The 26012-nt window shown below is 48.5% G+C and carries 23 protein-coding genes and 1 tRNA gene; 4 read left to right on the top strand and 20 right to left on the bottom strand.

Annotated features, from left to right (window positions below; genetic code table 11):
- Window positions 1–23: 23 nt before the first annotated feature.
- The 3 genes from Q0V21_RS27010 to Q0V21_RS27000 form a co-directional block, all read right to left on the bottom strand.
- On the bottom strand, window positions 24–4016 hold the full coding sequence (locus Q0V21_RS27010) for a S8 family serine peptidase (protein ID WP_301881423.1): 3993 nt from the start codon (window positions 4014–4016) through the stop codon (window positions 24–26).
- Window positions 4017–4398: 382 nt separating this feature from the next.
- Window positions 4399–5163: a class I SAM-dependent methyltransferase gene (locus tag Q0V21_RS27005; RefSeq protein ID WP_367620553.1), complete on the bottom strand. Its 765-nt coding sequence runs from the start codon at window positions 5161–5163 to the stop codon at window positions 4399–4401.
- Window positions 5164–5427: 264 nt separating this feature from the next.
- Window positions 5428–5501, bottom strand: a tRNA-Arg gene (locus Q0V21_RS27000).
- Window positions 5502–5782: 281 nt separating this feature from the next.
- Between Q0V21_RS27000 and Q0V21_RS26995 the strand changes: the two genes are divergently transcribed.
- The gene (locus Q0V21_RS26995) at window positions 5783–6076 is read left to right on the top strand and encodes a magnetosome magnetite crystal formation protein family (protein ID WP_079347379.1); all 294 of its coding nucleotides are present in this window, start codon (window positions 5783–5785) and stop codon (window positions 6074–6076) included.
- A 79-nt stretch (window positions 6077–6155) separates the two neighbouring features.
- On the opposite strand, the gene Q0V21_RS26990 is transcribed toward Q0V21_RS26995, so the two are convergent.
- The 3 genes from Q0V21_RS26990 to Q0V21_RS26980 all read right to left on the bottom strand — a co-directional run bounded on the left by Q0V21_RS26990 (window position 6156) and on the right by Q0V21_RS26980 (window position 7048).
- Window positions 6156–6284, bottom strand: a complete 129-nt coding sequence (locus Q0V21_RS26990) for a hypothetical protein (RefSeq protein WP_301881421.1) — start codon at window positions 6282–6284, stop codon at window positions 6156–6158.
- A 91-nt stretch (window positions 6285–6375) separates the two neighbouring features.
- Entirely contained in the window at window positions 6376–6732 is a 357-nt protein-coding gene (locus Q0V21_RS26985; RefSeq protein ID WP_079347381.1) for a hypothetical protein, read from the bottom strand.
- Between the two features lie 25 nt (window positions 6733–6757).
- Entirely contained in the window at window positions 6758–7048 is a 291-nt protein-coding gene (locus tag Q0V21_RS26980) for a hypothetical protein (protein WP_079347383.1), read from the bottom strand.
- A 195-nt stretch (window positions 7049–7243) separates the two neighbouring features.
- Here Q0V21_RS26980 and asnB point away from each other — a divergent pair, with 195 nt between their 5' ends.
- The gene (gene asnB, locus Q0V21_RS26975) at window positions 7244–9088 is read left to right on the top strand and encodes an asparagine synthase (glutamine-hydrolyzing) (protein WP_024632511.1); all 1845 of its coding nucleotides are present in this window, start codon (window positions 7244–7246) and stop codon (window positions 9086–9088) included.
- 141 nt (window positions 9089–9229) lie between these two features.
- On the opposite strand, the gene Q0V21_RS26970 is transcribed toward asnB, so the two are convergent.
- From Q0V21_RS26970 to Q0V21_RS26935, 8 genes are all read right to left on the bottom strand, one after another.
- Entirely contained in the window at window positions 9230–10093 is an 864-nt protein-coding gene (locus Q0V21_RS26970; RefSeq protein ID WP_301881417.1) for an STM4011 family radical SAM protein, read from the bottom strand.
- Window positions 10090–11487, bottom strand: a complete 1398-nt coding sequence (locus Q0V21_RS26965; RefSeq protein ID WP_301881416.1) for an STM4012 family radical SAM protein — start codon at window positions 11485–11487, stop codon at window positions 10090–10092. The genes Q0V21_RS26970 and Q0V21_RS26965 overlap by 4 nt, the downstream gene beginning before the upstream one ends.
- A gap of 67 nt (window positions 11488–11554) precedes the next feature.
- A complete protein-coding gene (locus Q0V21_RS26960; RefSeq protein ID WP_079347391.1) occupies window positions 11555–12340 on the bottom strand; it encodes an STM4013/SEN3800 family hydrolase in 786 nt (261 codons plus the stop codon).
- The gene (locus Q0V21_RS26955) at window positions 12333–13688 is read right to left on the bottom strand and encodes an STM4014 family protein (protein ID WP_301881415.1); all 1356 of its coding nucleotides are present in this window, start codon (window positions 13686–13688) and stop codon (window positions 12333–12335) included. Before Q0V21_RS26955 ends, Q0V21_RS26960 begins: the two co-directional genes overlap by 8 nt.
- A gap of 12 nt (window positions 13689–13700) precedes the next feature.
- On the bottom strand, window positions 13701–14543 hold the full coding sequence (locus Q0V21_RS26950) for an STM4015 family protein (protein ID WP_301881414.1): 843 nt from the start codon (window positions 14541–14543) through the stop codon (window positions 13701–13703).
- A 369-nt stretch (window positions 14544–14912) separates the two neighbouring features.
- Entirely contained in the window at window positions 14913–15536 is a 624-nt protein-coding gene (locus Q0V21_RS26945; RefSeq protein ID WP_079347393.1) for an XTP/dITP diphosphatase, read from the bottom strand.
- A 1-nt stretch (window position 15537) separates the two neighbouring features.
- Window positions 15538–16296, bottom strand: coding sequence for a ribonuclease PH (gene rph / locus Q0V21_RS26940; protein ID WP_024632518.1), 759 nt, complete (start codon window positions 16294–16296; stop codon window positions 15538–15540).
- A 146-nt stretch (window positions 16297–16442) separates the two neighbouring features.
- Complete coding sequence (locus Q0V21_RS26935; protein ID WP_079347395.1) at window positions 16443–17498, bottom strand: GerMN domain-containing protein; 1056 nt, start codon at window positions 17496–17498, stop codon at window positions 16443–16445.
- Between the two features lie 213 nt (window positions 17499–17711).
- On the opposite strand from Q0V21_RS26935, the gene Q0V21_RS26930 reads away from it, so the two are divergent.
- Window positions 17712–18278, top strand: coding sequence for a phosphatidylglycerophosphatase A family protein (locus tag Q0V21_RS26930; protein WP_079347397.1), 567 nt, complete (start codon window positions 17712–17714; stop codon window positions 18276–18278).
- A 74-nt stretch (window positions 18279–18352) separates the two neighbouring features.
- Here Q0V21_RS26930 and Q0V21_RS26925 read toward each other — a convergent pair whose 3' ends face one another.
- The 5 genes from Q0V21_RS26925 to Q0V21_RS26905 all read right to left on the bottom strand — a co-directional run bounded on the left by Q0V21_RS26925 (window position 18353) and on the right by Q0V21_RS26905 (window position 22424).
- Entirely contained in the window at window positions 18353–19009 is a 657-nt protein-coding gene (locus Q0V21_RS26925; protein ID WP_301881412.1) for a ferric reductase-like transmembrane domain-containing protein, read from the bottom strand.
- A 33-nt stretch (window positions 19010–19042) separates the two neighbouring features.
- On the bottom strand, window positions 19043–20086 hold the full coding sequence (locus Q0V21_RS26920; protein WP_301881411.1) for an FAD:protein FMN transferase: 1044 nt from the start codon (window positions 20084–20086) through the stop codon (window positions 19043–19045).
- A complete protein-coding gene (locus Q0V21_RS26915; RefSeq protein WP_301881410.1) occupies window positions 20083–20478 on the bottom strand; it encodes a hypothetical protein in 396 nt (131 codons plus the stop codon). The genes Q0V21_RS26920 and Q0V21_RS26915 overlap by 4 nt, the downstream gene beginning before the upstream one ends.
- Before the next feature lie 194 nt (window positions 20479–20672).
- Window positions 20673–21662: an MBL fold metallo-hydrolase gene (locus Q0V21_RS26910; RefSeq protein WP_301881409.1), complete on the bottom strand. Its 990-nt coding sequence runs from the start codon at window positions 21660–21662 to the stop codon at window positions 20673–20675.
- Between the two features lie 18 nt (window positions 21663–21680).
- Entirely contained in the window at window positions 21681–22424 is a 744-nt protein-coding gene (locus Q0V21_RS26905) for a class I SAM-dependent methyltransferase (protein ID WP_301881408.1), read from the bottom strand.
- 317 nt (window positions 22425–22741) lie between these two features.
- On the opposite strand from Q0V21_RS26905, the gene Q0V21_RS26900 reads away from it, so the two are divergent.
- Window positions 22742–23617 carry a DUF72 domain-containing protein gene (locus Q0V21_RS26900; protein WP_301881407.1) on the top strand — a complete coding sequence of 292 codons (876 nt, stop codon included), beginning with the start codon at window positions 22742–22744 and terminating at the stop codon, window positions 23615–23617.
- 127 nt (window positions 23618–23744) lie between these two features.
- On the opposite strand, the gene Q0V21_RS26895 is transcribed toward Q0V21_RS26900, so the two are convergent.
- On the bottom strand, window positions 23745–25970 hold the full coding sequence (locus Q0V21_RS26895) for a glycoside hydrolase family 88/105 protein (RefSeq protein ID WP_301881406.1): 2226 nt from the start codon (window positions 25968–25970) through the stop codon (window positions 23745–23747).
- Window positions 25971–26012 lie beyond the last annotated feature (42 nt).

The raw sequence follows: 26012 nt of genomic DNA, 5'->3' as shown, positions 1-26012 counted from the left end.
TCAATAAATTAGTATCGAAGAACTTACTTCACCTTTACTGTGATCTTGTCGGTGCTGGTGACACCCGCTGCGTTGAGTAACTCAGCCCGGTACGTATAGGTGCCTGAAGTGCGTCCAGACACCGAAGTAACAGCGCTTTGCGCATTAGGCGTAACCGCATGGAGTGCTTGAGTGTCGATCAACTTATCATTCTCGTAGAGGCGATACTCGGTAGCATTGGTTCCCCACCACAAGTTCATAGTTACCTTATAATTACCGTCGCCATCCCAGTTATCTTGAGAGAGAACTGCTTTGCCTGGCGCTGCGTTGGTAACTTTGACTTTCAGTGTCTGACTCCGCGTGGTCCCTTTGTCGTTCGTTAGCTCGGCTACGTACGTATAGGTGCCGTTGGCTTTGCCTGTGATCTTCGTTTGGGCAAACTGTGCCAGAGGCGCATTGTAGGTCAACTTCTGCGTATCGATCAAAACCCCGTCCTCATATAGCTTGTAGCTGGTGGCGTTCTCGCCCCACCACAGGTTCATGGTAACGATATATGAGCCTTCGCTCAGGCCATTACCAACCCAATTATTATGAGACAACACAGGTGTTCCAGGCGCTTTGACAGCTGGAGTTTCCGGCTCGGTCTCCGTGGACTTCAGACTTAGTGCCGTAGTGGCCTTGCCAGAAAGCCCCTGTTGGTCTTTTACCGTAAGTTCAACAGTATATTCACCTGCTTGGATGCCCTCCAAAGGAAGACTGAAGCTACCATCAGGCTTCACTTCAAAAACACCATCTTTATATGTTGAACCATCCGCTTTTTTCAGGACGTATGTTGCTTTCAAGGCAGCCGCCGGGTCAAACTCGATGTTCCAGCTATCTTTAAGCGCAGGAGCGACACGGAAGTACAAGTCATTCACGCTGCCGTTAATGAGAGCAGCTTCATCTTGTTTGAAGTCCAACTTTTCTGGTGCCGTTACAACCGGAGCATTTTTTTTCACCAAAAATGGAGAAGTATCTTCAATATATGTTTTGCCATCCACACCGATTGTTGTGATGTCAACCGTGTAAAGACCATCCGGAATTGTAGTTACCTCGTCTGTAGTGTAATCTGCATACTGTCCATCCCAAGCCAGATTATATCTTGTGTTAGCAGCGAAATTGTAGTAGCTGCCAAAGATAGATCCAATATATCCATCTCCATAATAACCCCCTTCCGGATTAAGTCCATCGAAGATCTCAATAAGTGCAAAATTCATGGGATTATGGAATTCCATAGCTACATTGAGTGTATCCAGCGTACCATCAGACTTCAATGGATAATGGAACGGGTTCTTCTCTGTACCTTTTACAGTCTCAATGTATTTAACGCCTGCCTGTGTTACGTTGAAATGAGCGACATAAGGAACCGTGAATGTGTTCGTTCCATCAGACAACTGAAGATATCCTTGCGCTTCTGATACCGCAGTAACCCCTTTTGGAACGGTAATGGTCACCTGCAACTCTTCCTCACCACTCAGTGTAAAAGAGCTCTTGTCCACCACAACGGATACGCCTGGCACCGTACGTGTTGGATTCACGCTCACTGTGTAGTTTCCACCGCTGCCATTCAGCGACTCCACTTTAATCGTTTTGCTGACGGTTTTTTCGTCCGTGTTCAGGAAGTTGCCGAAATTGACACTACCTGTAACATTAGGCTTCTCAACTACCGTCCCATTCTCTGTATATTTCGTTACATCCAATACTTTAACCAGGGCAGCAGGATCAATTGTTTTCACCGCTTGAATACGTCCTGCACCTTGATCAAATACATCATATTTCGTCGTATCGAGAACTTTACCATTGTTCATGAGTGCAACTTTGATATCAAATGGTGTCCAGTCACTGTGCTTTTCAATCAACAGGGCAACCAGTCCGGCAACATGAGGTGTAGCCATACTTGTACCTGATTTACGATCATAGGCCTGTGAATAATCTGCTCCAGGCTCATCCTTGCCATAGGCAGGAACAGTAGACAAAATGCTGGTACCAGGCGCAACTACATCCGGTTTGATATCCAGAGTCACCTTGGCTGGTCCGCGGGAACTGGATGTATTCATTTCATCGCCAGCCGTTTGGCCTTTAACAAAATCATTGAAGCTCACTTCAACACGTTGGCCGGCATCCAGCTCAGCTTTGATACTTTCTCCATCTTCCTTCGGCATGCTCAAGGTTGGAATGAGTTCAAAATTATCTCCCAAGCTCACACCGATCGGGCCTGGAATATTGTTATATACGATAATTGCAACAGCACCAGCCGCTTTGGCATTGGCTACTTTCTCCACAAATGCCAGCTCACCACGCTGTACAAAAGCCACTTTACCCGTAAAATCCTTGCCTTCAAAATCGGTCGGTTTACCCAACCCGGCAAATACAAGCCCATATTGATCTGTCAAAACAGATTCCGGATCAGCTGAAAGGCTCCAGCCCATTACATCAAGACGGTACACCGACTCAGTAACAGCCAATGGACTTTGTTCTGTTTTCGTTGGAGCAATCGCAGACTCTTCTTTTGCAGGTGCAACCTCTGGAGATGTTTCGATCGGCGCAGATGGGGAGGCTGGTTGAGTAGGATCTTCTGATTCACTGTTCTCAGCAGTAGGTGATGCAGCATCGGCAGGTGTTTCGGATGATACTCCACCTTGCTCCGATTCGGACAAAGCAGCTTCACCAACCGCATCTTCCGGTGTTGTTGATGGTTCGCCTTGAGCCGGAATTTCAGAAGTATCCGTTCCCGGTGCTGTTCCCAGCTCAGGAGATGGCTCAACCTCAGGGACAGGCTGTTCTTCAGGAAGCGTACCTTTACCTTCCTCACCAATCCAGAAATGAGTGTTGGCTGTAATGGTTTGGCTAGGGCCTGTAGAGTTACCTACAGTAATCGCCATAGCCGATGCTCCTGGGGAGCCCAATGTATAGCGGTTAGGACCATTGTTACCACTCGCCACAACAGCTGTCACGCCAGCCAACATGGCGTTGTTAAGAGCAACCGAGGTAATATAACTTGGATCATTGGCAGCGTTACCCAGTGAGAGATTGATCACGTCCATACCATCAGCAACGGAACGATCAATTCCCCCCAGTACCCATGAGGTCTGTCCACTGCCATAAGGTCCAAGAACACGATAGGCATAGATATCCGCTTCAGGAGCAACTCCGACAATGCCGTAGTCCCCTGCTTCACGAGCAGCAATGGTACCTGCTACGTGAGTACCATGGGAAGTATAATAGGAGCTTCCCGTATCATTGAATTCCGGTTGACCAGAAACCTTCCACTCTTCATGTGTTGTTTCGTAAGGATCATTGTCATTTCCTACGAAATCCCATCCACCTTTGTAGGCATCTTGCAAATTAGGATGCTCATAATCAATTCCTGTATCAATAACACCCACTTTGACGCCTTTTCCTTTGTATCCCAGATTCCATACTTCAGGGGCGCCAATAAATGGTGCGGTATCTTTCATATAAGGATTCACTTCATCTGTTTCCGGGGCTACGGTAATTTCAAGGTCAGGATATACACTGACAACACCCGGTATGCGAAGCAACTGTCCCAATTGGTTGCCCTTAAGTTCGATGGCTACACCATTTAGGGCGTATGCGTAATTTTCCAATACTTCATGTTTGATTTTATTCTGAGTGAGGCTCTGTGCAAATGACTCTTGTTGTTGCTCCACTTGAGTCACAGCCTTTGTTTCCATAGAGGAGGTAAAAGATTTACCTGAGAGGGTAGATTCGCCTTGCGCCACAGCAACTGGCTTATTGGAGAGCTCAACAATTACTCGTGTTTTCTCTCCCCCGAGACCTTCCAAGCTCTTGTCCAAAAATGGATCTGCTGCAAGCTGTTCTTCCCGCTGGGCAAGAATCTCTCTCCATTGTGTGGCTTCAGCCTTGCTTAGCGAGTTCTCAAGCTGAACACCTACAGGAGCGGCTCCGGCCGCTGGCATGATGATAGAAAAAGTCATTAGAATACTTAACAATATGGATATCAATCTTTTATTCAAGGCTATGCCCCTCCTTCTCAATATGAAAGTACCTCACCAATCACCTGGGTCCTGCTATGACAAGTACTGCAATACCTGTGAGAACTCACCGCCCTATCTGCAAGAAGATTGACCCTTGGTAAATTATTCTACTAAAATAACAGATTTCCCTTCTAAATAATTACAATTATGATATAAAAATTACTTATATGGTTCTTGAGTAAGAGAAACGTGTAAAATTGTATTTATTTGTCGATTGAATATTTCAATTTTTAATTACTGCATAGAAAAAAAGGCCAAGATCCTCTTCATCTGAAAGAGATTCTCAGCCTTTATGTGATCGGAGATTTTGATAAAAAAATAGGATATGAGTTCATTTAACAAAGATATTTCATTTACTTATTTAACGTTCTGGCTTCACGGCTTCAATACGAAGACGCTTGTAATCGGCATAGATTGCATCATCTTTCCAGAGTTTTGGCACAACCATTTGGCTGGTTTCACGACAGATTTTCTGAATCTGCTCCTGATTCAACCCCTCAAAATAGTCCCCACCAAAATGAGTCAACCAGCCCTCTATACCCTGTTCACCATCCGCTAGTCGGGTAGGGCGGTCATAATGGTAGGCCTGTCGTACCAAAAATCCGTCTTGTTCCAGAATGTTGCTATATTGCCCAATCGTCGGGAAATACCAGGGATTGCGCTCTGATCCACGAATGCCAGTTTTTTGTTCAAATACTTCCTCTAATGCATCTACAATGATCTGCACATTTCCTTTGCCTCCGAACTCCGCTACAAAACGTCCTCCGGGCTTCAAAGACCTCCATATACTGTCCACTACAAGTCGCGGACTTCGCATCCAATGCAGTGCTGCATTGGAAAAGACCGCATCATAGAGCCTGCTCGTCTCAAACTGATGTCCATCACCTTCCACGAACGCGATATCGGGAAACTTTTCCCTCGCACGACGAATCATGTCTGGTGATGCATCCATGCCAACCACCTCAGCCTGCGCTACAGAAATTTCGTACGTCAAATCCCCCGTTCCGCATCCCAAGTCGAGAATATACTCCCCCTTTTGAGGTTGAAGCCATGAGATCAGACTTTTACCGTAACCCGATACAAAAGCCAGTTTGTTATCATATTCATCCGCTTGCCATTGATTCATTGATTGCATGATACCACCATCGCTTTCATGATTGATATCTTCATTGTGTCACAAGATGGTTTATTATTTAAATATATAAACTCTATATACTTAATAGGTTATACCTATGTACTTTCGACTCTTTCCATGAACAGCAGATTCCCTCACTCTTGCCGTATTCAGTCGAGACTGCGAAGTATTCCTCCCGAAGCTTATCCTCCGACGAACCTTTGGGGCTCTCATCCCCAGAACGCAAAAAAGCTTCCCGAAGGAAGCTTTTTCTTACGTCCCAGGAGGGATTCGAACCCCCGACCGACGGCTTAGAAGGCCGTTGCTCTATCCTGCTGAGCTACTGAGACAAATATGTATAAAAAATACGGCGCGATTCCTATTATACTCCGTTTTCTATATTTTTCAATAGTTTTATAAAAAAATTAATAATTGCATCTTTCCACATGACTTGAACGTATTATTTTCATACTCAACACAGGTACAGAATATGAATGCTTTAAGCAGGCAATATTGAGGATATTAAGCTCAGATGCATATAGAAAATGGGCAAACATATTCACGATGAGTATTGCTGGGTAATCTTTTGCATACATACATTTCACTGAATTAGATAAAGGAGAGAAACGCTATGAGACAACTGTTATCAGCATTATCCTATTTTAGTATTTTCTTCGCCCCGTTCCTGTTTCCCATCATTATTTGGATTGTTGCCAAAGACAACTATATTGAGGGACATGCTAAACGGGCCCTATTTTCGCATATATTCCCGTTTCTTGCGGCAATTCCGCTACTTTATTTCTTCGTTACCGCCCACAGTTTCGGTTCCGCTGTCGGATTTGTAATTCTGTTCTTTGTCATTTATGCATTAAGTTTTGTATACAATATCGTTAAAGGGATTCAAGTGCTGCGTGAATATGCCTGACCACAAGTTTTCACAATCAAGTTAAATTAAACATTCAAAAACCCGCCTTTCGGAAGAAGGGCGGGTTTCTGCATTCCGGTTACTTGTTTCCCTGACGCCACGGATTTTTCTGGACAGGACGCTTGCTGTTTATGGCTAGCACTTCCTCGGCAAACTCGGTATGATGCGCGTAAAGGTTTCCTTTGTTTTTCTTGAACTTGGAAGCCATTGCTATCACCTCCCCGGAACTTGATTTTAGTATGGCACCGGGTAATTCCGCTTATCCTTTGCCCCTATCGGCATTTGTTGGAACACTCGCCTTACGCCTGCCCCACCAAATAGCGCTGAAGAGTCGGCCCCAGTAAGCCAAAAGCAAGCAGTTCACTCTGAAACCGGGCTTTATCCTCTCCTGCTGTAATGCCTTCACTGTTCTCAAACGCCGTTTCCGTGGCATCTTCAAACGCTGTGTGCATATTGTTATTGTACCAGTCCAGGACAGCATCCGAATGATTGCGTACAATTCGAACGACTTCTAGCGAGTTCCCTGGCTGGGTTGCCGCAACGTATACAAGCAAAGACGGGTCCCCCGTATTTCCAGGCTGCACCTCAACTTCTGCACAAGACAATCCATCCACTTCGGTTAATCTGCGTATTTTGGCATCCTGAATGGCATACATTTGTTATCGCGCTCCTTTGTCCATTTCATGTACTTTGTTCGATCTGGTATCGGGTCTCCGGTGTTCCCAAGCGATATATCTCCCGATACACCTGCTGTAATACAGATTCATATGCACGGTTTACAGACTCCTCCGGCAAAGGGAATACCATTCCTGGAAAGGCTTCTTCCTCTTTTTCCTGCATTAGATTAAGCAGTCCCAGTAATTGTTCCGCCTCTTGAGGCGTCGCATGGATAACCCATTCATACGACGTTGCGTACGGGTCCGGAATAACGGAGCGCCCCATGACAGATACATAATAGGTCATACTGTCCATTTGCAAGTTCTCTCCTTCACAGGCATGTTGAGGCCGTTGTCCCTAGAACTAGTTTCCGAAGAGGACAGACATTTTATGCCTGCTTTCGGCATATATTTGTTACGACTTCTGACGAAAAAGACAACATTTGCTGGCTGTTAGCAACTTAAGCAGCCATTCGGATGAATGACTCGACTAAGAAAGGATGAACAAACCATGTGCGGTATAACCGGCTTCATACAGTGGAATCGGGACTTGACCCAGGAATCAGAGCTGCTGGTCCGGATGACGGACAGCTTGTCGAACCGGGGGCCCGACGCTTCAGGTACATGGATCTCCAATCCTTGTGCGTTCGGACATCGGCGTCTCAGCGTTATGGACCCGGAGAACGGGGCTCAGCCCATGCATGCGTTACAGGGAGACACCTCCTATACCGTCGTGTATAACGGAGAACTATACAATGCCCCCGAGTTGAAAAAGGAATTGCTCCAGCGGGGACACCATTTCCGCACACAATGTGATACGGAAGTGCTGCTCGCCTCTTATATTGAGTGGGGACCAGCCTGTGTTGACCGGTTTAACGGAATTTTTGCTTTTGCCATATGGGATGGTGGACGCGAACAGGTTTTTATCGCACGTGACCGCCTCGGGGTCAAACCCCTGTTCTACAGTAATGCAAAAGATACCCTTGTATTCGGCTCAGAGCCCAAAGCACTGCTCCTCCATCCGGATGTTGAAGCTGCTGTTGGCCCTGAAGGATTGGCAGAGGTATTTATTGTCGGTCCTGCCCGCACACCTGGACACGGCGTATATTCCTCGCTTAACGAGCTCAAACCTGCCCATGCGCTTATCTACAACCGAAACGGTATCAAAACCTATGCCTACTGGAAGCTGGAAAGTCAGCATCACGAACATAATCTGGAAGAAACAGCTGCCGAGGTGCGCAGCCTGTTGCAGGATACATTAGAACGGCAGCTTGCCTCGGACGTTCCCGTCTGCTCCCTGTTGTCAGGAGGACTGGATTCCAGCGCTTTGTCTGCTTTAGCGGTGGATTATTACAACCGTACCGGTCAGGGCCAAGTCAGCACGTATTCGGTCGACTATGTGGATAATGCAAAGCATTTTCAGGCCCATTCCTTCCAGCCTGGTGCTGATGGCCCCTGGATTAAGCGAATGGTGGATGAACTGAAGACGGATCATCACTGGATTGAGATTGAAAATGGTGAACTGGTTCATGCCCTGACTCAGGCGATGCTCGTGCGTGATTTGCCGGGCATGGCAGATGTGGATTCCTCCCTCTATCTCTTCTGTAAAGAAATCAAAAAAGGAGCCACGGTTGCCATTTCAGGCGAAGCGGCAGATGAAGTATTTGGCGGTTATCCCTGGTTCCATCGGGAAGAGATGCTGAACTCCGGTACATTCCCATGGTCTGTAGCGCCTGACATGCGAGCAGGATTGTTATCCCCGGACATTCGGGAATGGATCAAGCCGCTGGAATATCTCGCGGATCGTTATTCAGATGCTGTAGCTGAAGTGCCGTTACTCGATGGAGAAACTGGTAAGGCAGCCCAAATGCGAGTCATGTCCTATCTGAACATCACCCGGTTCATGCCTACACTCCTGGATCGAAAAGATCGGATGAGTATGGGCGCCGGGCTTGAAGTTCGGGTGCCTTACTGTGATCATCGTTTAATTCAATATGCGTTTAACGTCCCTTGGGAAATGAAAATGACAGGCGGACGGGAAAAAGGAATTCTGCGTAAAGCGCTGGAAGGTGTATTGCCTGACGATGTGTTATATCGGAAAAAGAGTCCGTATCCGAAAACACATAACCCGCAGTACCTGGCGGCCGTTAAACAGCAGGTGCTTGATATTTTGGATGACGCAAGCTCTCCGATCTTGCCATTAATCGATAAAGCTCAAATTCGCAAATTGGCCTCCTCATCGGATGCTTCATCGAACCTGCCTTGGTTTGGACAGTTAATGTCGGGTCCACAGCTGTTTGCTTATCTGACACAGATTAACTCGTGGCTCCGTACGTACAAGGTGGCCATTCGGTAAGTTGTACTAAGGTTCACATGTATGGGTCAATATTAAAAATGGGTGTTTGGTGAACAGCATAGCTGATCTTACCAAGCACCCATTTTAATATATAAAACCAAAATAATATTCACTTTGAAATTTTGGTTGGAGGCCTTCCGCCTATCCATGGATTGCAACTGGATTTCGTTCAAGCAATCCACTGCCAAAGATCTCTCTGAACGGTGTATCCTCCATATGAATATAACCGATGTAACAGCCACACTTCTTCATGCCACACGGGCGATCTGCGGCTAAAGCTTCCAAACCATCGCGGTATAAATGTCCTATGATCCGACGATCTTTATAACATCTTTTTACATGCCCTGACCCTTGCACATAAAATACCTGCGAACCAGCGGAACAGCGCTTGCCCAAGCTATCGTAATCCTGCAAATTCCCTTCAAACAGCGGGTCAATCGACCGTAAAAAGGCGACCTCATCTACGGTGTAATACTTCGGTCGATCTTTAAAGGCATTGATCCACATATATACATCTTTGGGTAAAGCCTGCCTCATCGATTCAATAGCCGGAAATGCACTGCGCAATCCAACCGTCCCCACACTAAAAGCAAGCCCCATCTCACGTAAAGTCAAACATTGTTTGACAAAGGAAGACTCCTTCGTCTCACGCGGGTGATAGGTCGCCCAAAATGCCGCTTTCTGATGATTCAGTTCACGGGCCCAGTCCAGTTTGACAGATAAATTGGTTTGGACTGCAATTTTGTCCACATGCGGCATATGTGACAGCTCTATCATGGCGTCCCGGTACCAGCGACGTACCAGGGCTTCTCCATACGGGTTAAAGAAAATCGAAAATTGATGTCCTGCGTTCTCCTGTTCACCCACCCAATTCACAAATTGACGAAGTTGTTGTTCATCCACTTCCAGCGTCTCCTTGGAATCTACCGTTTTGCTAAACGGGCAGTAGGGGCAGTCGTAATTACAGGACGACAGCTTGCCCCGATAATACAAGGTTGCTCTCATGAGAACACAAACCCTTCCATTTGTTCACGAACCTCAGCGGAGATGAGCCAATCTCCAATGGCATCCGAGTAGCCCAATCCCTCTTCTGTCAGACGCAGCACCTGGTTATCCTTATCGTCCTGCCCAAGCTCAGCCATGCCCTCTGACAGCAATTCACTCAACCATCCGTAGTCTGACATAACTTCCGTCCCGAATCGCTGATCATAATCCGACAGTGCCAATCCTTCCCGATGCAGCAAGGCTTTCAGAATAAAGCGGCGCTTCTGCTCCTCCCGACTCAGGACAATACCGTAATCGGCCACATCATAGCGCTCGGTCGCCACATAATCAGCAATGATGCTTTGTGTGGCCTTATAACTCACACCATACTTGGAAGCATAGTGTACTTCACTGGTATACGAGCGTGCACCGCATCCCAGACCAACCATGCCTTCCTCCTGACAACTGTAGGGCAGAAGCTCCTTACTGCCAAAAGAGGATTGCTCTTTGGCAAATCTGCGCATGGAATACTGGACATAGCCCCGGCTTTTTAAAGTCTCACGCGCAGCCCTGTAAAGCTCCATCCGGATATCCGGTCCCTGACGCTGAATATCGTCCGGTTTCACAATGGTATTCTCACGGGTGTACAGCGGATAAATGAAAATCTCACCCGGTTCATAGGAGAGGACACGTTCCAGGGAATACAGCCATGATTCCACCGTTTGTCCCGGCAGCCCATAGATCAGATCCAGATTCAACAAAGGAAATTCAAAACGCGCAAGTTTCTCAAGCGCGCGTTCCACTTCCTGCGGTTTCTGTGGACGGTAGATCGCAGCGGCTTCCGCTTCAATAAAACTTTGGATGCCCATGCTTACCCGGTCCACGCTTCGCGCCTTCATAATCTGCAGCTTCGCTTCCGTCACGGTATCCGGTGACGTTTCTACCGAGATCGAAGCTTGCGTCGGATCAAGCCCCATCACCTGTTCCGCAATATCAAACAAGCGGTTCAACTGCATTTCATTCAATAATGTGGGTGTCCCACCACCGATGGCAAACCTCGAATAGGGTCTGCGTGAAGTGAGTGGGGCCCACTGCCTGGCTTGCCGTTCCAGCGCATCCACATAACGTACATGGGTGTCATCACGGCGATCCGGCAGCGTGAACAGATTGCAAAATCCGCAACGAGCGGCACAAAACGGAATGTGCATATATAAAAAATACGTATCGGTATTCTCACGTTCCCACAACGGACCGAGCGGTAACGGCGGGTTCAAGTCCCGATATGCGGTCTTGTGGGGATACGAATATAAATAAGAGCGATAGGGTGAAGCAAGCACTTCTCTAAGACTGGTAGCTGTATTAGAGCCGGACTGTGCGGAATGACCTGCTGTCGTATGTTGAGATTGATCGTCCATCAGTTTCCTCCTTACTCCGGTTTGTTATCGTTCGTAGTACAAGCTGTCTCCAGCAGTTTCAGCAGTTCTATAAAACAAATTCACGGTAAGGCACATTCCAGACGACATCATGCGCCAGCCTGTGCCCCTGATAACCATCCTCACCATAGGCCGTGCCATGATCGGAAAAAGCAAGACAAAACGTAGGCCGTGAACGCTGCCTCATTGCATCAAACAATGGTCCGAGGGCCTGGTCTACATACCGAAGCGCAGCACGCTGTGTTTCTATTGAGTCCTCTCTTGCCCCTTCCACAAAATAGCGATTGGGTCCATGGATGGCAGACACATTTAGGAACAGAAACAGCTTTTCATCCGACGCGCTCTGCTCCAGCAGCTTCAGGGCATGCTGAACCTGATGCTCGGTCGATTTGGGATTGGTTACCCCAAAGTTCATCCGCCAGTAGCTCTGCTGGAAATAACCCGGCAGCACTTTGGCGAGCGGATTTTTCTTGGTGAAGAAAATGACCCCGCCAATACAGATCGTACGGTACCCTTCAGCAGCGAACCCGGATACGATATCCGGTGTATCGAACAGCCAGGTATGCGGATGAGTCTTTAATCCGGTATTCCGGGAATGAAAAAGTCGCACATGGGAGGCTTTGTCCGTATTGGCAGGTGTAGGCATGAAGCCACCAAAAAAGGCATGATGTGCCGCATACGTAAAACTTCCCGGTGTATGACGCTGCTCCCAGGAACCCGAGCCACACAGGTTGGGGCAATTCTGTTCCTCCAGCTTTGCCACGTCATACCTCAACGTGTCCAGCGTAATCATTAACAGATCATGGGAGCCTACGATGGTGTTCATATCAGGCATGGTTGTAAGGCCCCTTTCGCAAAAGTTCCATTTCCCATTCATACGTTCCAAGTCCGTTATGCTGTACTCTGTACAACAAATCTCCGAACGGATTTACATCCAGAACATAAGCGTGGGGTTCAGTGCCATTACTGAGCATCACATCAATACCAGCAGACCATGAGTTGGGAAAGGCAGCCATCGCCGCTTTCGCTGCCGTCTGAACCCGTTCCATCTGCTGTCCATCCAGCCCCGCTTCTGCGGGCAGCAACCGCTCATTGCGTAAATGCAGATTGGTGATCGGTGTCTGACTAAGCCGTACGACGGCATGACCTGCTTGTCCGCCTGCCACAAGCTGGCGGATATCAAACACGCTTGAACCCAGAGACGCTTTGGCCATCCAGCGTTCAATCTGGGCACCCTCAGCACACAGCCAATCCATGAGCGCTGAAATCTCGGAAGTACATGTGTACCTGCGCATCCGGCCTTCATTATAAAAAATGGTCTTTCCTTGATCCCTCTCCATTCCCACCGTGGTTATGGCAATTTCAGCACCCGTTCGGGGATTAATTTGATAGGCAACAACGCCTGAAGCCCCGGAACCACACGCTAGCTTCACGAAAACGCGATTCATACCGGCTGTCTTCATTGCGATACGAAGCTCGGCAGCGTTTCTGATTGGTTCCGAAGAGGGGAGCATTGGAGGGACCTGAACCCCGTGTGAGTTTAGATGCTGCTGACATTTCCTTTTATCAAACATGATCGCAATGTCATGGGGATCATTCATGAACCGGGCATTGGGCCAATATTCCCGCGCTTCACAACCGATTCGTTCCAAACACGCCTTCCAGCCACGAAACCATTGGCCGGGTGCGTGGATTCGCCCCCACTCCTGTTCAAGAACGAGTGTCTGTTCTGCCGAAATCATGCTTGCAGAAGTACCATCCTTTAACTGAGCTGTATCACTCACCATAGCTCCAAGAAAGAGCAGCTCACGCTCTACCTCCCATTCCTCACCAGGAGCATCCACTCGAATAAGAGGTATGTTAATCGCTCCATGAACTGAATCATGATTCGCATATGACATCGACGTTGGTGAAGATATCCACGGCTCTCCGTACATGTGCGTAGTCCCTCGCGCTCCCAGACATTGCTGTACAGCATCCGTTAAGGTTCCGCCCTGTCTCCAAGTTTGTAGCAAACAAGCATAAGGCAGCACAAGTGCAGGTTGTAAGCCAAGGCGCTGTCTTGCCTCCTGTAATCCAAGGGTACGACGATTGTTCGGGTTTCCAATTAACAATAACGGCTGCTCCAGAGTTTTATTCGAATCCTTCAATGGGCGTTGCAAATGTTGTTCCATCTCCGTCATGCCTGACATCATTTATTCCGTTAACGACGGGTAACGCCAGTCATCTTCATCACTCTGTTGTTGCTCGCTGACATCTACAGATATGCCAGAACGTTTCCAGCGAATGAGCATTTCGTCCGTCATGTAGTGGTAACTAAGATTAAGATGCTTAAGTTTTTTGATCTTGTCACTGGCAAGCAGCGCTTCGGCCCCTTCATCAGACAACGTGCCCTCCGACAGATCAAGAACTTCCAGTTGATCCAAAATCGGCGCCTCTGCTGCAGCTTTTGCAATCTCATCCTGAATCTCACTATCTTTCAGACCCAGGTAGACGAGCTTTGGAAACAAGCCTTGTTCCAAGAATGGAAGTACATCCTGAAGCGAACCATCGAACCCGTAATCCTCCACACCCAAATATAGTTCAAGTTTGCGCAATTCAGGCAACTTAGCGCGGGCAATTGAAGCTAATATGCCTTGGGGCAGACCACCGCAAATAATGATCAATTCTTCAAGTTTGGCATGCTCCATTGGCTCCAAACTTAGTCCGCTGCTGCCCTTTACTGAAAACGACTTCAATTCAGGAAAAGCAACCAGTAGTGGTGTGAGATCCGTCTGAATAATCCATGATACCTCGCATTCTTCAAAGCCCATATCTCCGATGAACAGTTTCTTCAAGGACGGAAAGCTTGGAGCCAATTCGGTGAGTGTTCCCAAGAATTCATCCGGCGAATTTTCATAAGCCTGTCCCCAGTCTCCAATAATCAGGCTCTCCAACGAACCAGCCTCCGGTTTGGCAGCCAGCTCCCTGATCAACGTTTCCATACGAATACCGTTCTCATAATCATCATAAGACACCGTAAGTTTCACTTCTTGCATAAGCAAATCCCCTCCGTTTGAGTTCATTGATGATTCAATTACCTTGAATGTTAACCCATACAGTACAAGACTTGCAACTTCTTCCAACCCCGGTCCTAATGCTCTGCTCAAACGTGAAATCTTCATATTTCCTTTATAGGTATAGGAACATACGTTCTAATGTTTATCCTAAGAAATTTGGGGTTTATTGGGGGTCTAACGTACTGGCTTTATTAAGTCAGCTCACTCATTTAAAAATAAAAAAACGTTAATGGTCGGTAAACCATTCCACAGGAATGATTCTTACCTTCCACTAACGCTTTGATATTGAAGCAAGGCTATGAATTCACCTTATACATTCATATTCGTATGAGCCGGTTCGGTTGACGCTCAGCCTTCCAGTGTGGATACGAGCGCTCTCAGCGCATGACCCCGGTGACTGATCGCCTGCTTTTGCTCCAACGTAAGCTCAGCCATCGTCATCTCGTATTCAGGCACATAGAAGAGTGGGTCATATCCAAATCCGCCACCACCGGCTGCTTCAGCTGTGATCCAGCCTTCCACCATGCCTTCTGATTCATACTTGATTCCGGTTGCCGGATCATATAACACCAGTGCACAGACGAAACGGGCCGGACTCAGCAGCGGCTGCTCGGTATCTTCACCGGATTTGAGCGATTCCAGCGTCTCAAGCAGCTTGGCATTGTTCTTCGCATCGGTTGCACCCTCGCCTGCATATCTCGCAGAATACACTCCTGGGTCACCGTCCAGCAGATCCACGCACAATCCCGAATCGTCAGCCAGGACAGGCAGCCCAAGGGCATCACCCACCGCTTTGGCTTTCTTCCAGGCATTCTCCGCAAAGGTTACGCCATCCTCAACAACATCCGGCAGCTCCGGATAGTCAAACATGCTTTTGACCTCTTTGCCCAGCGGAGCGAATGCATGAGCAAATTCACGTACTTTCCCCGCATTGCGGGTTGCAACAATGATAATTGAGCTATCCAGACTCATCTTAAGCTTCTCCTAATCCACGAGCACCGATCTTGAGTGCAATGGGACCAAGAACTTCTTTTTGACGCTCAATCATTTCCAGAATACCCTGTTCACCCAGCTCCAACATCGCGTTCAGCTCACGACGGTCAAATGGTGCTTCTTCGCCTGTTCCCTGAAGCTCCACATATTTCCCGCCGCCTGTCATCACCAGATTCATATCCACTTTGGCTTTGGAATCTTCATCATAGTTCAGATCCAGTACAGGTTGTTCTCCAACTACACCCACACTTACCGCGGCAATGAAATCTGTAATCGGGAACACTTGCAGTTTATGTTGTTGGGAAATTTTGTTCACAGCGAGAGCCAGAGCTACAAACGAACCGGTAATGGACGTTGTGCGTGTACCCCCGTCTGCTTGTATAACATCACAGTCCAGTGTAATCGTACGCTCACCCAGCGCCTGCAAATTAACGACTGAGCGCAGTGCCCGGCCAATCAGGCGCTGAATTTCCATGGTGCGCCCAGTCAATTTGCCGCGGTTCGCTTCACGCTGATTCCGGGTATGTGTTGCACGTGGCAGCATGGAGTATTCAGCCGTTACCCAGCCTTTACCCTGCCCTTTCATAAAGGGAGGAACACGTTCCTCCACAGTAGCTGTGCAAATAACCTTGGTATCTCCCACTTCAATCAGTACAGAACCTTCGGCGTATTTATTTGTGTTAATTGTTAAATTCATCGGGCGCAGCTGGTCGCTTGTTCGTCCGTTAGATCTCATCATTTCTGCCTCCTACGACTTAAGCATCCTGTAATGTCGAGCTTGTTCACACTTTTACTAATCCCTTCTATATTACCAAAGAGTTCAGTTAAAAGCATCCTGTCCCCCAAAGAGTTCTGTCAACCTTACGCCAGAAGGCTCTTTGTGGCTTAAATTGGAATCTCGTTGATATATTCAGGCTTCGATACGGGGGCACTATAATCCCGATTATCATCACTCATGACTGTCTTTTGGCCATTCCATTCAATCTGGACTTTAGCTTCCTTGCCTGCTGTGTTCTCAGCCGTGGTCAACACGACGGATTGCAGCAGTTCACTTGGCACGACATCTCCCTCGGTAAACATGTCGTCTTTGAGTGCAACCGTTACGGTTCCATCCTGGGACGTTTTGACCGATTGCAGCTGGGTTCCGCCTGTCATAACCTCTTCCAGCTCCCCGCCTTTGGCTGGCCCCTTGATCAGTTCATTCAACGCCGCCTGCACCCGGTCTCCACCTGGTGTCACAAGACGTGTAACCGGAACATAATATTGGATGCCTGCTGGCGTAGCGGCTGAGAAATAAACCGTCACCGGACTGCTGTTGGTGGTGAATGTATCACCCAAATCGAGATTGATGCCCACCGCCCGGTTCAACGGTTCCGGCAGCGGTGTGCTGTTTACTGGCATTTGCGTCAGCTTTTTGCCGTCTACCCAGATCTGTACGTTCTGCACATCTGGTGTACCCGTGAGTGTCCAAGTGACAGCCTCCAGCATTTTGCGCTCGTCCTTGGCATCATACTTGGCGAAGTCGCCCGAGAACTCCACGACTGCCAGCTTGTCATCCGCATGAATCGTTACGTTCTGAACAACAGTGCCCTGCGGGAGAACGCCCTGAAATCCTTCAGGCAACATCCCTGCATAAGGACCGCCCGTCACGAGTGTATCCAGAGCTGTTTTGGGGCTGCTAACGTCCGTGCCCGACGGAAGCGTCATGGATACCGGAGCAAGCAAACCTTGCTGGTCCTGCAAATACACGGTTGTAAGCGGCAGCTTGGCGAGTGATCCGTTGCCTTCGGCCGCCTGAATCATAGCCGCTTCCTGAATCGGCGGCGGTGGATCGATTGCCTCGGAGGACTGTGCCCCAAACATGCCACATCCGGATAACACCACAGGAATACTCAACAGCGCAGCTGCAGAAGCTGTACGCAAATAACGGATCTTACTCATGATCACGTTCCCCCTCATCATTTTTACAGTTTGTACTACCATGTATACGAGCCTTTGCCCAAAAAATAACTACTTTTTAAACAAGTGCATCATGCATAAAGTCAAAAACAGGCGTTCCATCCCCATCGAAAGTAGCAAAGAAACCCAAAACGGTTAATAACGTATTAGGATACAAGCATAAGGACATTGCTAACTTCAGAGGAGGAATCGCCCATGGAACATCCTGAGCAAGAAAAAATCCCTTACAGCCTGAATAGCCGCAAAGTGGAAGAGGCCACGAGGGAATGGCTGCACAAGCGGGGCGTCAAAATCTCTGAGATCGCGGAACTGGTCATGATGCTGCAGAAAAAGTATTATCCAGATCTGACGATGGAAGAATGTATCGACAATGTGGAGAAAGTGTTACGCAAACGTGAGGTCCAGAACGCATTCCTGACAGGCATTCAGCTGGACCTGCTGGCAGAGCAAGGCAAACTCATTTCGCCTTTGCAGGAGATGATTGAGAATGATGAGGGGTTATATGGTGTGGATGAGATTCTCGCGTTCTCCATCGTCAACGTATACGGCAGTATCGGATTCACGAATTACGGTTATGTAGACAAATTAAAACCCGGCGTGCTTGAACGTCTGAACGACAAGAGCCTTGGGCCTGTGCATACGTTTCTGGATGATATCGTGGGGGCTATTGCCTCGGCGGCCAGCAGCCGGATTGCACATCGCAAACAATCGGAGCTTGAAGAAGCTTTGGGACAAAAACCGATCAGCGATGATATCGTATAGTTTACGATTCTGATCATGACAAAAAGGCGGCCACCAGGCCGCTTCTTTTGTATATTCACTTATTTCGGTATACGTTATTTCATATGCTCCTGTCTTCCCGCTCCCGCCAAACGATACACTTCTCTCCAATTCTGTTCGGCTGAAGCTGGCTTAGCTTGTATACGACTGGGTCCAATCGTAATTTCCGGGCCTTTGCGTTCTCGCAACAAACCACGAAGTACAGTAATACCAAGTATGCTCAACCCAGTAAATACATACATCAGGCGCATAATGACGTTGCCGGAATCCGTACCGGTAACCATGCCATGGAACAGTAAACCGATAAATACGGGATAAGACAGCATATGGAACATAAACCACCATTTGCGGCCAAGCTTGTTACGCAGGTCACTGGATAACAATACGATCACCAGACCATAAAAGGCTAACGTACCCAGTCCGCTTCCGATTGGATGCACTGAAGCCGTAAACGGAATGAGCAATTCACTCCAGGTGAACGGGCTATAGTGATCAATATATAGGGTTAACGCATGCACAAGTCCAAGTCCGAAGGCGAGCCAGGTCGTCCGGGTATGCCATGTATACATGGCCGCTTTGGGTTTGCCTTTGGCCATGGGCATCCCTTGGGCAATCCCCAGAAACACACCCGCAAAGAGCAGCAAATAAGCGACTATCCCACTAATTCGAATGATATTCCACGTTGGCAGGTAATCTACAATCCATTGTGCCATAAGCGGCTCCCCCATATCTGATAGACTTGGCGTTTATATAAGGCTGAAGCGGTGATCCGGATCAAAACCAGGCCAGCGTTCAGCAAGCGTATCGGTATTGCCTCTAAAATAAGTGCTCCCATTCCGAGTCATCCAGAGGACGTCATGCCGATCATAATGTCGGTTTAACCAGCCTACCGCTTCGATGCTTCCCAAGATACAAACGGTCTTGGCAATAATTTCACATTGCGATGCATGCTGGCCCAGAACGGTACACTGCAGCACATCGGTATCCGCTGGCTTCATCGTACGGGGATCAATTAAGTGATGCGATAGGCTACCATCCGTATTCTGCCAATGTCTTCGCACAATACCAGAAGTGGCAACTGCACCTTTCCGAAACTGAATGTTCCCTATCAGATTACACTCCTCTTGATAAGGATCGGTGACATGTACGGACCACATCGGATGATCCATTGTCCCCCATGCCTGAATATCTCCACCTGCGTTAATCAACCCCGCCGGAATATGAAGTGTACGTTGCAGCCAATCCGCTATACGCTCAACGGCCCAGCCCTTAACTATGCCCCCAAGATCCAGCTCGGTTCCAGGGTCCTTATGAACCATTCGGCTGCCTTCCCTTTGAATCCAGCTTGGGCGGCTATAGTCATATTCGTCTCTCAGCATATCTGTTATATCCGATTGTCGGATGTCCCTTTTGCGTTCGGTTCCTGATGGATGAAGCTCTCTTTGCTTCAGCTGCTCGAAGCTGACATCGTAACCAGAAGCCCGCAGAGCCTGAGAGATACCTGGCTGAAAAATCCCTTCCGTCTGACCAATATAACCGTATGCCAAACTTAACACTTCATCCATTGCTGCAGAGATGGGCATCCAGCCTGTGCAACGATTCAGACGATTCAATTCACTATCTGCCGCAAATCGGCTGAATCGCTGTTCGTGCGTTTCGAACCAATTTTTCACCAGCGCTGCCGCATGCTCAGCCTCTTCCCGTCCCGCTGCCAACTGGACTTCGATGTCCGTGTTCATCGCCCGGAAACGGAACCTAAGCAGACGGGAGGCTTGCTCTGTGCGGCTCATGATGCACCTGTGCGTGACTGATAGTTGCCACGGCTATAACCGGAGTCTGTATCCTGATTGCTGCTCTGATCTGACATCCAGCCATCCGACGATCTGCCTTGATTCGGAACGATGGCGTTGGTTCCATCGGCTGTCCCCTCATCCAGGCTATAGCCCTCATTGGACGGTGCATTGGAAATGCTATCCGTGTTATCTGTCCATTCGTCCATGACACCATCCTGGGTATCCACCCGGGTAGAGGCTGTACTGCTTATACCGTTACCATTAGCCGCCGCATAAGCGATATCAAAGGCATCAGAAGTTCTTACATATTGAAAGAGTGCAGCCACCGTCAGCGTTGCTGCCGCCGAGGCTTGCCATTTTCTCCATTGGTTTCGTTTTTTTCTAGTCATCGCTCTTCCCTGCTTTCTGTGGCGAAGTTCATGCATTTATCATAGAGTTGCAGGCTTAAAAGAAGATGAATGAACCGTTAAGAGAGACTAAAGCTTTATTTTATTCAAGTCATTATTTAAGTCGTTACACGCAAAAAAAGACTCTGACCAGGAATATCCCCTGCCTCAAAGTCTTGTAATCCCAAGCATACTCCCTAACCATGCTCCCTAAAAAAGAATTCTCCGTCCGACCGCTGCTCCTGTACAATAACCTCACGCCGGATCAATTCTTGCAGATGCGCTAACGTCTCACTCATCGCAAAGCGAAGCTGATGTGCTCCCAAGCGGTCGCCGAACATAAATATACACATATCATATGCACTCGTCGGTGCTTCCCAGATTCGCTCACCCATCTTCTGAAGGCGTTCCTCATGATGAGTAAGCAAATGGACGGTTCGATCGGCAAAATGGCCAAACGGATTCCGGTGACCAGGATATGCCACCTTTACATCCAAAGCCCCCAATCGATGCAACCCTTCCATGTAAGACAACAAAGGCTGATCGTCACTTCCCGGCTGCAGGCTGATATTCGGGGAAATCTGTGGCAATACCGCATCTCCACACAGGATTTCCCCGGAGTCGGGCGCATAGAAGGATAGATGTCCAGGCGCGTGACCTCCTGTTTCCACCGCAATCCACTTTTTCCCGCCCATAACCAGCCATTCTCCATCTTCAATCGGTGTCACAACCGGAAGTGGCGTAATCTGTGAGTTGAATCCCTCCATATGTTCGCGGATCTGCTGCGTCTTGTCTACCGGCATCCCATGGCAACCATAGTATTCCGGTAGCACTGTGTTAATGGTCGCCTCAGGACCCCACATATAATCTGCCTCCTGGCGGGATCGTGTGGACATTCGGACAGGCGCACCCGTTTGCTGCTGTATCCAGCCAGATAACCCCAGATGATCGGGATGATGGTGGGTCAGTACAACTTGCTTAATATCCTGAAAAGTTAAATTGAAATCGGCCAGCGCTTCGTGCCACTCCTGTTCCGTCTCAGCACTGCGTGGTCCCGGGTCAACAATCGTTATTGTTCCGTCCGGTTCATGAAGTACATAGCTGTTCACCCAGCGCAGTGGAAAAGCCATCGTAATCTTGACCCGATGCATGCCTGCTGGCATGGATATGGATTCCGTTTGCTTCATTAATTTTCTCCTCCAACTCTACTGCACAGGCCGATGACCGACAAAAATCATCCGCGGCGATGTCTGCTCATCGTACTTTTCTTCATCATAACCGCCATGTACCTGATCCACCACGAGTCCTGCCTCGTGAAGCAGATCACGTAGTTGTTCGCGGGTGTACAATTTGACGCGTTCCTGATAGATTCGCGGTTTCTGCCCGGATGCGATATCGGTGATGTGTATTTCTTTTTGCACAAATCCATCCTGGATCTTGCGAAACTCTTCAATATACTGTCCTTCGCTTTCACGTGTTGAATGCTGCACCAGATGGCGAGTCACGTAAGCCGTGTTTATAAAATCAATAATATAGCTGCCTCCCGGCTTCAGCATCCGTTGAATGGCACATAATACTCGAAGTTGCTCTCCATCCTCTCGGAAATAACCAAATGAGGTAAACAGATTGACCACGGCGTCAAATCCGCCTTTCAGTGGAAGCTCGCGCATATCGGCGTGATACCACTCTACACGATGTTCGGTATCCATTTCACGTGCTTCACGTAAAAGCACATCAGAAAGGTCGATACCGGTCACCTGGAAACCAGCGTCAGCAAGGGCCAAAGAATGTCGGCCCATACCACAGCACAGATCCAGTACCTTGGATTTTGGCTGAAGCTTTAACCAGCTTATCATTTTATGTACTTCCTGGTATGCACCCTGCACATCCCGATGCTTATACACAAGAAGATAGTCTTCTCCAAAACTCTTTTCATACCATTCCGTCATTACGTATCGCCCTCCACATGGTCACTGGCCCAACTATCCGTAATACGCTGTTATACCAGCCGGATCATTTCTCTATAGCTTTTAGCCATTGTACCGTCTTTATCCTTCAAACTCAAAAATATCCACGATTTGTCTGCGTTGAACGGCCGGGAACCACACGATATAATGTTAAACATAGTCAGGCCCTCGCGAATCGGTTAACTATACATAGAGGATTGATATCAAACCAGTATGGCATTTTCACATCATGAACGACAGGTGACGACTGAAACATAACGCTAACATAAGATATGCAGCAGCAACAGGAGGTGTTATTTATGATTCGGATTGGACTTACGGGCTGGGGAGATCAGGAAGATTTATACCCCAATCGTACCAAAGCGAAAGACAAGCTCCGTCTGTATGGACAATATTTTACGACCGTAGAGGTAGACAGTTCCTTCTACGCCGTTCAGCCTCGGGACCGGATGGCACGCTGGGCAGCGGAGACGCCGGAATCCTTTGCTTTTATCGTCAAAGCCTATCAAGGGATGACAGGACATCTGCGAGGAAAGCCCTATTTCACCAGCACCTCAGAGATGTATAAGGCTTTTCGCGAATCGCTGGAGCCTGTTATGGAAGCAGGCAAGATGCAAGCAGCCTTGTTCCAGTACCCGCCGTGGTTTGAATGCAATCGGGACAATGTCAATGAGCTGCGTGACGTAAAGCTGAGAATGGAAGGTATCCCATGTGCTCTCGAATTTCGTCATCGCAGCTGGTATGAAGGAGGCATGCGCGAGCGAACGCTGGCTTTTATGAAGGAGCAAGGCTGGATTCACAGTGTCTGTGATGAACCTCAGGCAGGCCAGGGGTCTATTCCCATCGTCCCCGAGGCAACCGATGCCGAGATGACGCTGGTGCGCATGCACGGACGCAATGTATCAGGCTGGCACCAGAATGGTGCACCTAATTGGCGCGAGACCCGTTATCTCTATCGCTACAACCAGGAAGAGCTGCTGGAGTGGAAGGGTTATCTGGAGCAATTGCAGGAGCAGAGCAAGGATGTTTATGTGATTTTCAACAACAACTCAGGCGGCGACGCCGCTGCGAATGCACAGATGATGATGGAGCTGCTGGAGCAGCCTGTGAAGCCCTTTCCTGACCGTACGGAGCCGGAGGAGGAAGAGGGACCGGAGCAATTGGAGCTGTTTTAAGCTTCAACTCAGTGCAATTCAGAATGTAAACGGAATATTTCCATCCATAAAGAAAAAGCGGCAAGCCTCAGGGCTATGCCGCTTTATTGGTCATTAGGCTATATGTGATGAACCCATGGTTGCTGTACTAATGCTGCACGGCTGTAACTGAAGAGTCGAGCGAAATGCCGCTCAGCTGCTGGTTCATTTTATACGCCTCAATTCCTGCCAGGAGCACTATGCCGATACCGTGGGTATCGTTCAGAATCCACCCCAGATCATCCCGGTAATAGAGTGCAGTAAAGGAATAACCGGAACCTCGGCATACACCGTACACATTGCCTTTATAATCGATGGACAGACGGGTCATGCCTTCCCATCCTTTGCGCACCGCATCCAGATAGGCTTCTGGCTGCCCCAGCCAGCCTTCACGAATACCGCGGGCATAGGCGTAGATGAACATCGATGTGCAGGAGGTTTCCTCATACGAATCCGTGCGATTCAGCACCTGATGCCAGAGTCCATTTTCACCTTGCAGAGCCAGATAGCCCTGACATAAATCCCGGTAGAAGCTCAGCAGTTCCGGGAGTTTGACGTGATCACTTGGCAGAATCGATAGCAGTTCGGTTAGCGAAAAGAGAACCCATCCATTTCCGCGCCCCCATGGAATACCTGTCGCCCGCCCACGCACAAAATCATACACATGGGACATGATCTTCTGTTCGGGAATATAGAGATATTTGCGGAACATGAGAAACTGGTTGATCGCATCATCCCAATAAGAAGTATCTCCCGTCAACTGACCGTAACGCATCAGGAAAGGTGTGCTCATATACAGATCATCGCACCACATCGTTTCCTGACGCATCTCGCCGCTGCCACGAACACGGTAAAAGGCCCCGTCCTCCAGACGTTCCTGTTCATTCGTGATGTAGTCTGCAATACGATCTGCGGTATCCCGGCCTCCACGAATGTCGCCTAGTTCCATTGCTGCGAGCAGCGTAGAGCCAAATGAACCGCAATCATCCAGACTGTCGATGGCAGACAACTGATTATTGATTCCCGCGGCGCCGTACCCTTCCCGATCCCATAGACCGTAACGGTCAAACGACGTACTCAGGCCGATATGGTCCCGCACATACTGAACGAAGTCGTCGCGCCCCAACTCCTGTCCAATCTGTAGAAGGCCAAGCAGGGTAACACCAAGTGGATAATTCCATTTCCCGTAATGGGTATTTTCCAAATAGGGACGAACACTGGTTTCGGGAAGATCTACATGCCAGTACACCCCTTGGGCTCCATCATCAAATACGGTATCTGTTACCACGATGTCTTCGGGAGATGGTTCAGAGCCGAGCGAAAATAAACCTGTGTACAGCCACACATCGGAACATCCTGCAACCGGATGAGGTGGTCTCAATCTCCAGCCTTTTGAATCTGAGGTTTCCCCAGTATTCAATGTAAATCCCCAGGAGCCGTTCCCAGCCTTCGTTTCACCTTTGGCTACGAGATCACAAGCACCATAGCGACGAGGCAGCTCAACATGGAAAGTTCCGGTAGCCGCAGCAGTGTACACTTCCCTGCCATCTATATATAAAGTCAGTGCACCGTCATGCGTTCCTTGTAAAATTACTGGTGACGATCCAGGCTGGATTACATCCAGCTTGGACCAAGCATAAGCCACCAGATGCTGTTCGGTGTCGGATGGATTTGCTGAATCTGATTTATCTGTCGAATCCGTGGCACCTGTCAGAATTCTGTTAAAACACCCCGCTCCCAATTCCTCCTCTGTCCAGTCCCTGCGCGGGTACCAGGAGAGACCCGTTTCTGCTTCAGTCATGTCATCACGAGGGAGTATTGATACAGGTTCATCGACTGGCTCCGAGTACAACCAGCCCTCCTGACCTTGGCGATCGACGCCTGGCGTGAGGAAGTGAAGCGGGAAATTTTTAAATGAAGCCGTGCCGTAAATACCACCGAAACCCACCTCTGTTTTTACAAAACAAAGTAACACATCGTTCCAGCCATACTTCACGGAAATGGGAATCTGGGTTCTACGCTCGGGAAATAACTCCTGCAACAGCTCGGATTTGAAGATTTCTTCTCCGTTCACGTAGACCGTCACCGGACTATAACAGTTCAGTCCCGTATTTAATGTAGCCTCCTGCTGACTCCACAGCTTGCCCCACACGTACACATACTGTCCTGTACGAGCCTCTTTCCACTTGGCATCCAGATTCAGATCATAACGGTAATCCCCAAGCCTGCGAAAGCCTCCCCGATGGTACGCCCGGAACAAAAAGGAGTGTTTCGGATGATCCCCAATATAACGCTGGGCCACCGTGGTCAAAATATCCGGAATTGAATCATACACCTTGCCTGCAATCGCCTCGTTCTCATGAAAATAACGAATGAT

Source organism: Paenibacillus sp. 11B (genome assembly GCF_030487755.1).
Classification (GTDB): Bacteria; Bacillota; Bacilli; order Paenibacillales; family Paenibacillaceae; genus Paenibacillus; species Paenibacillus vandeheii.
This window is presented reverse-complemented; position numbering and strand designations above follow the sequence as displayed.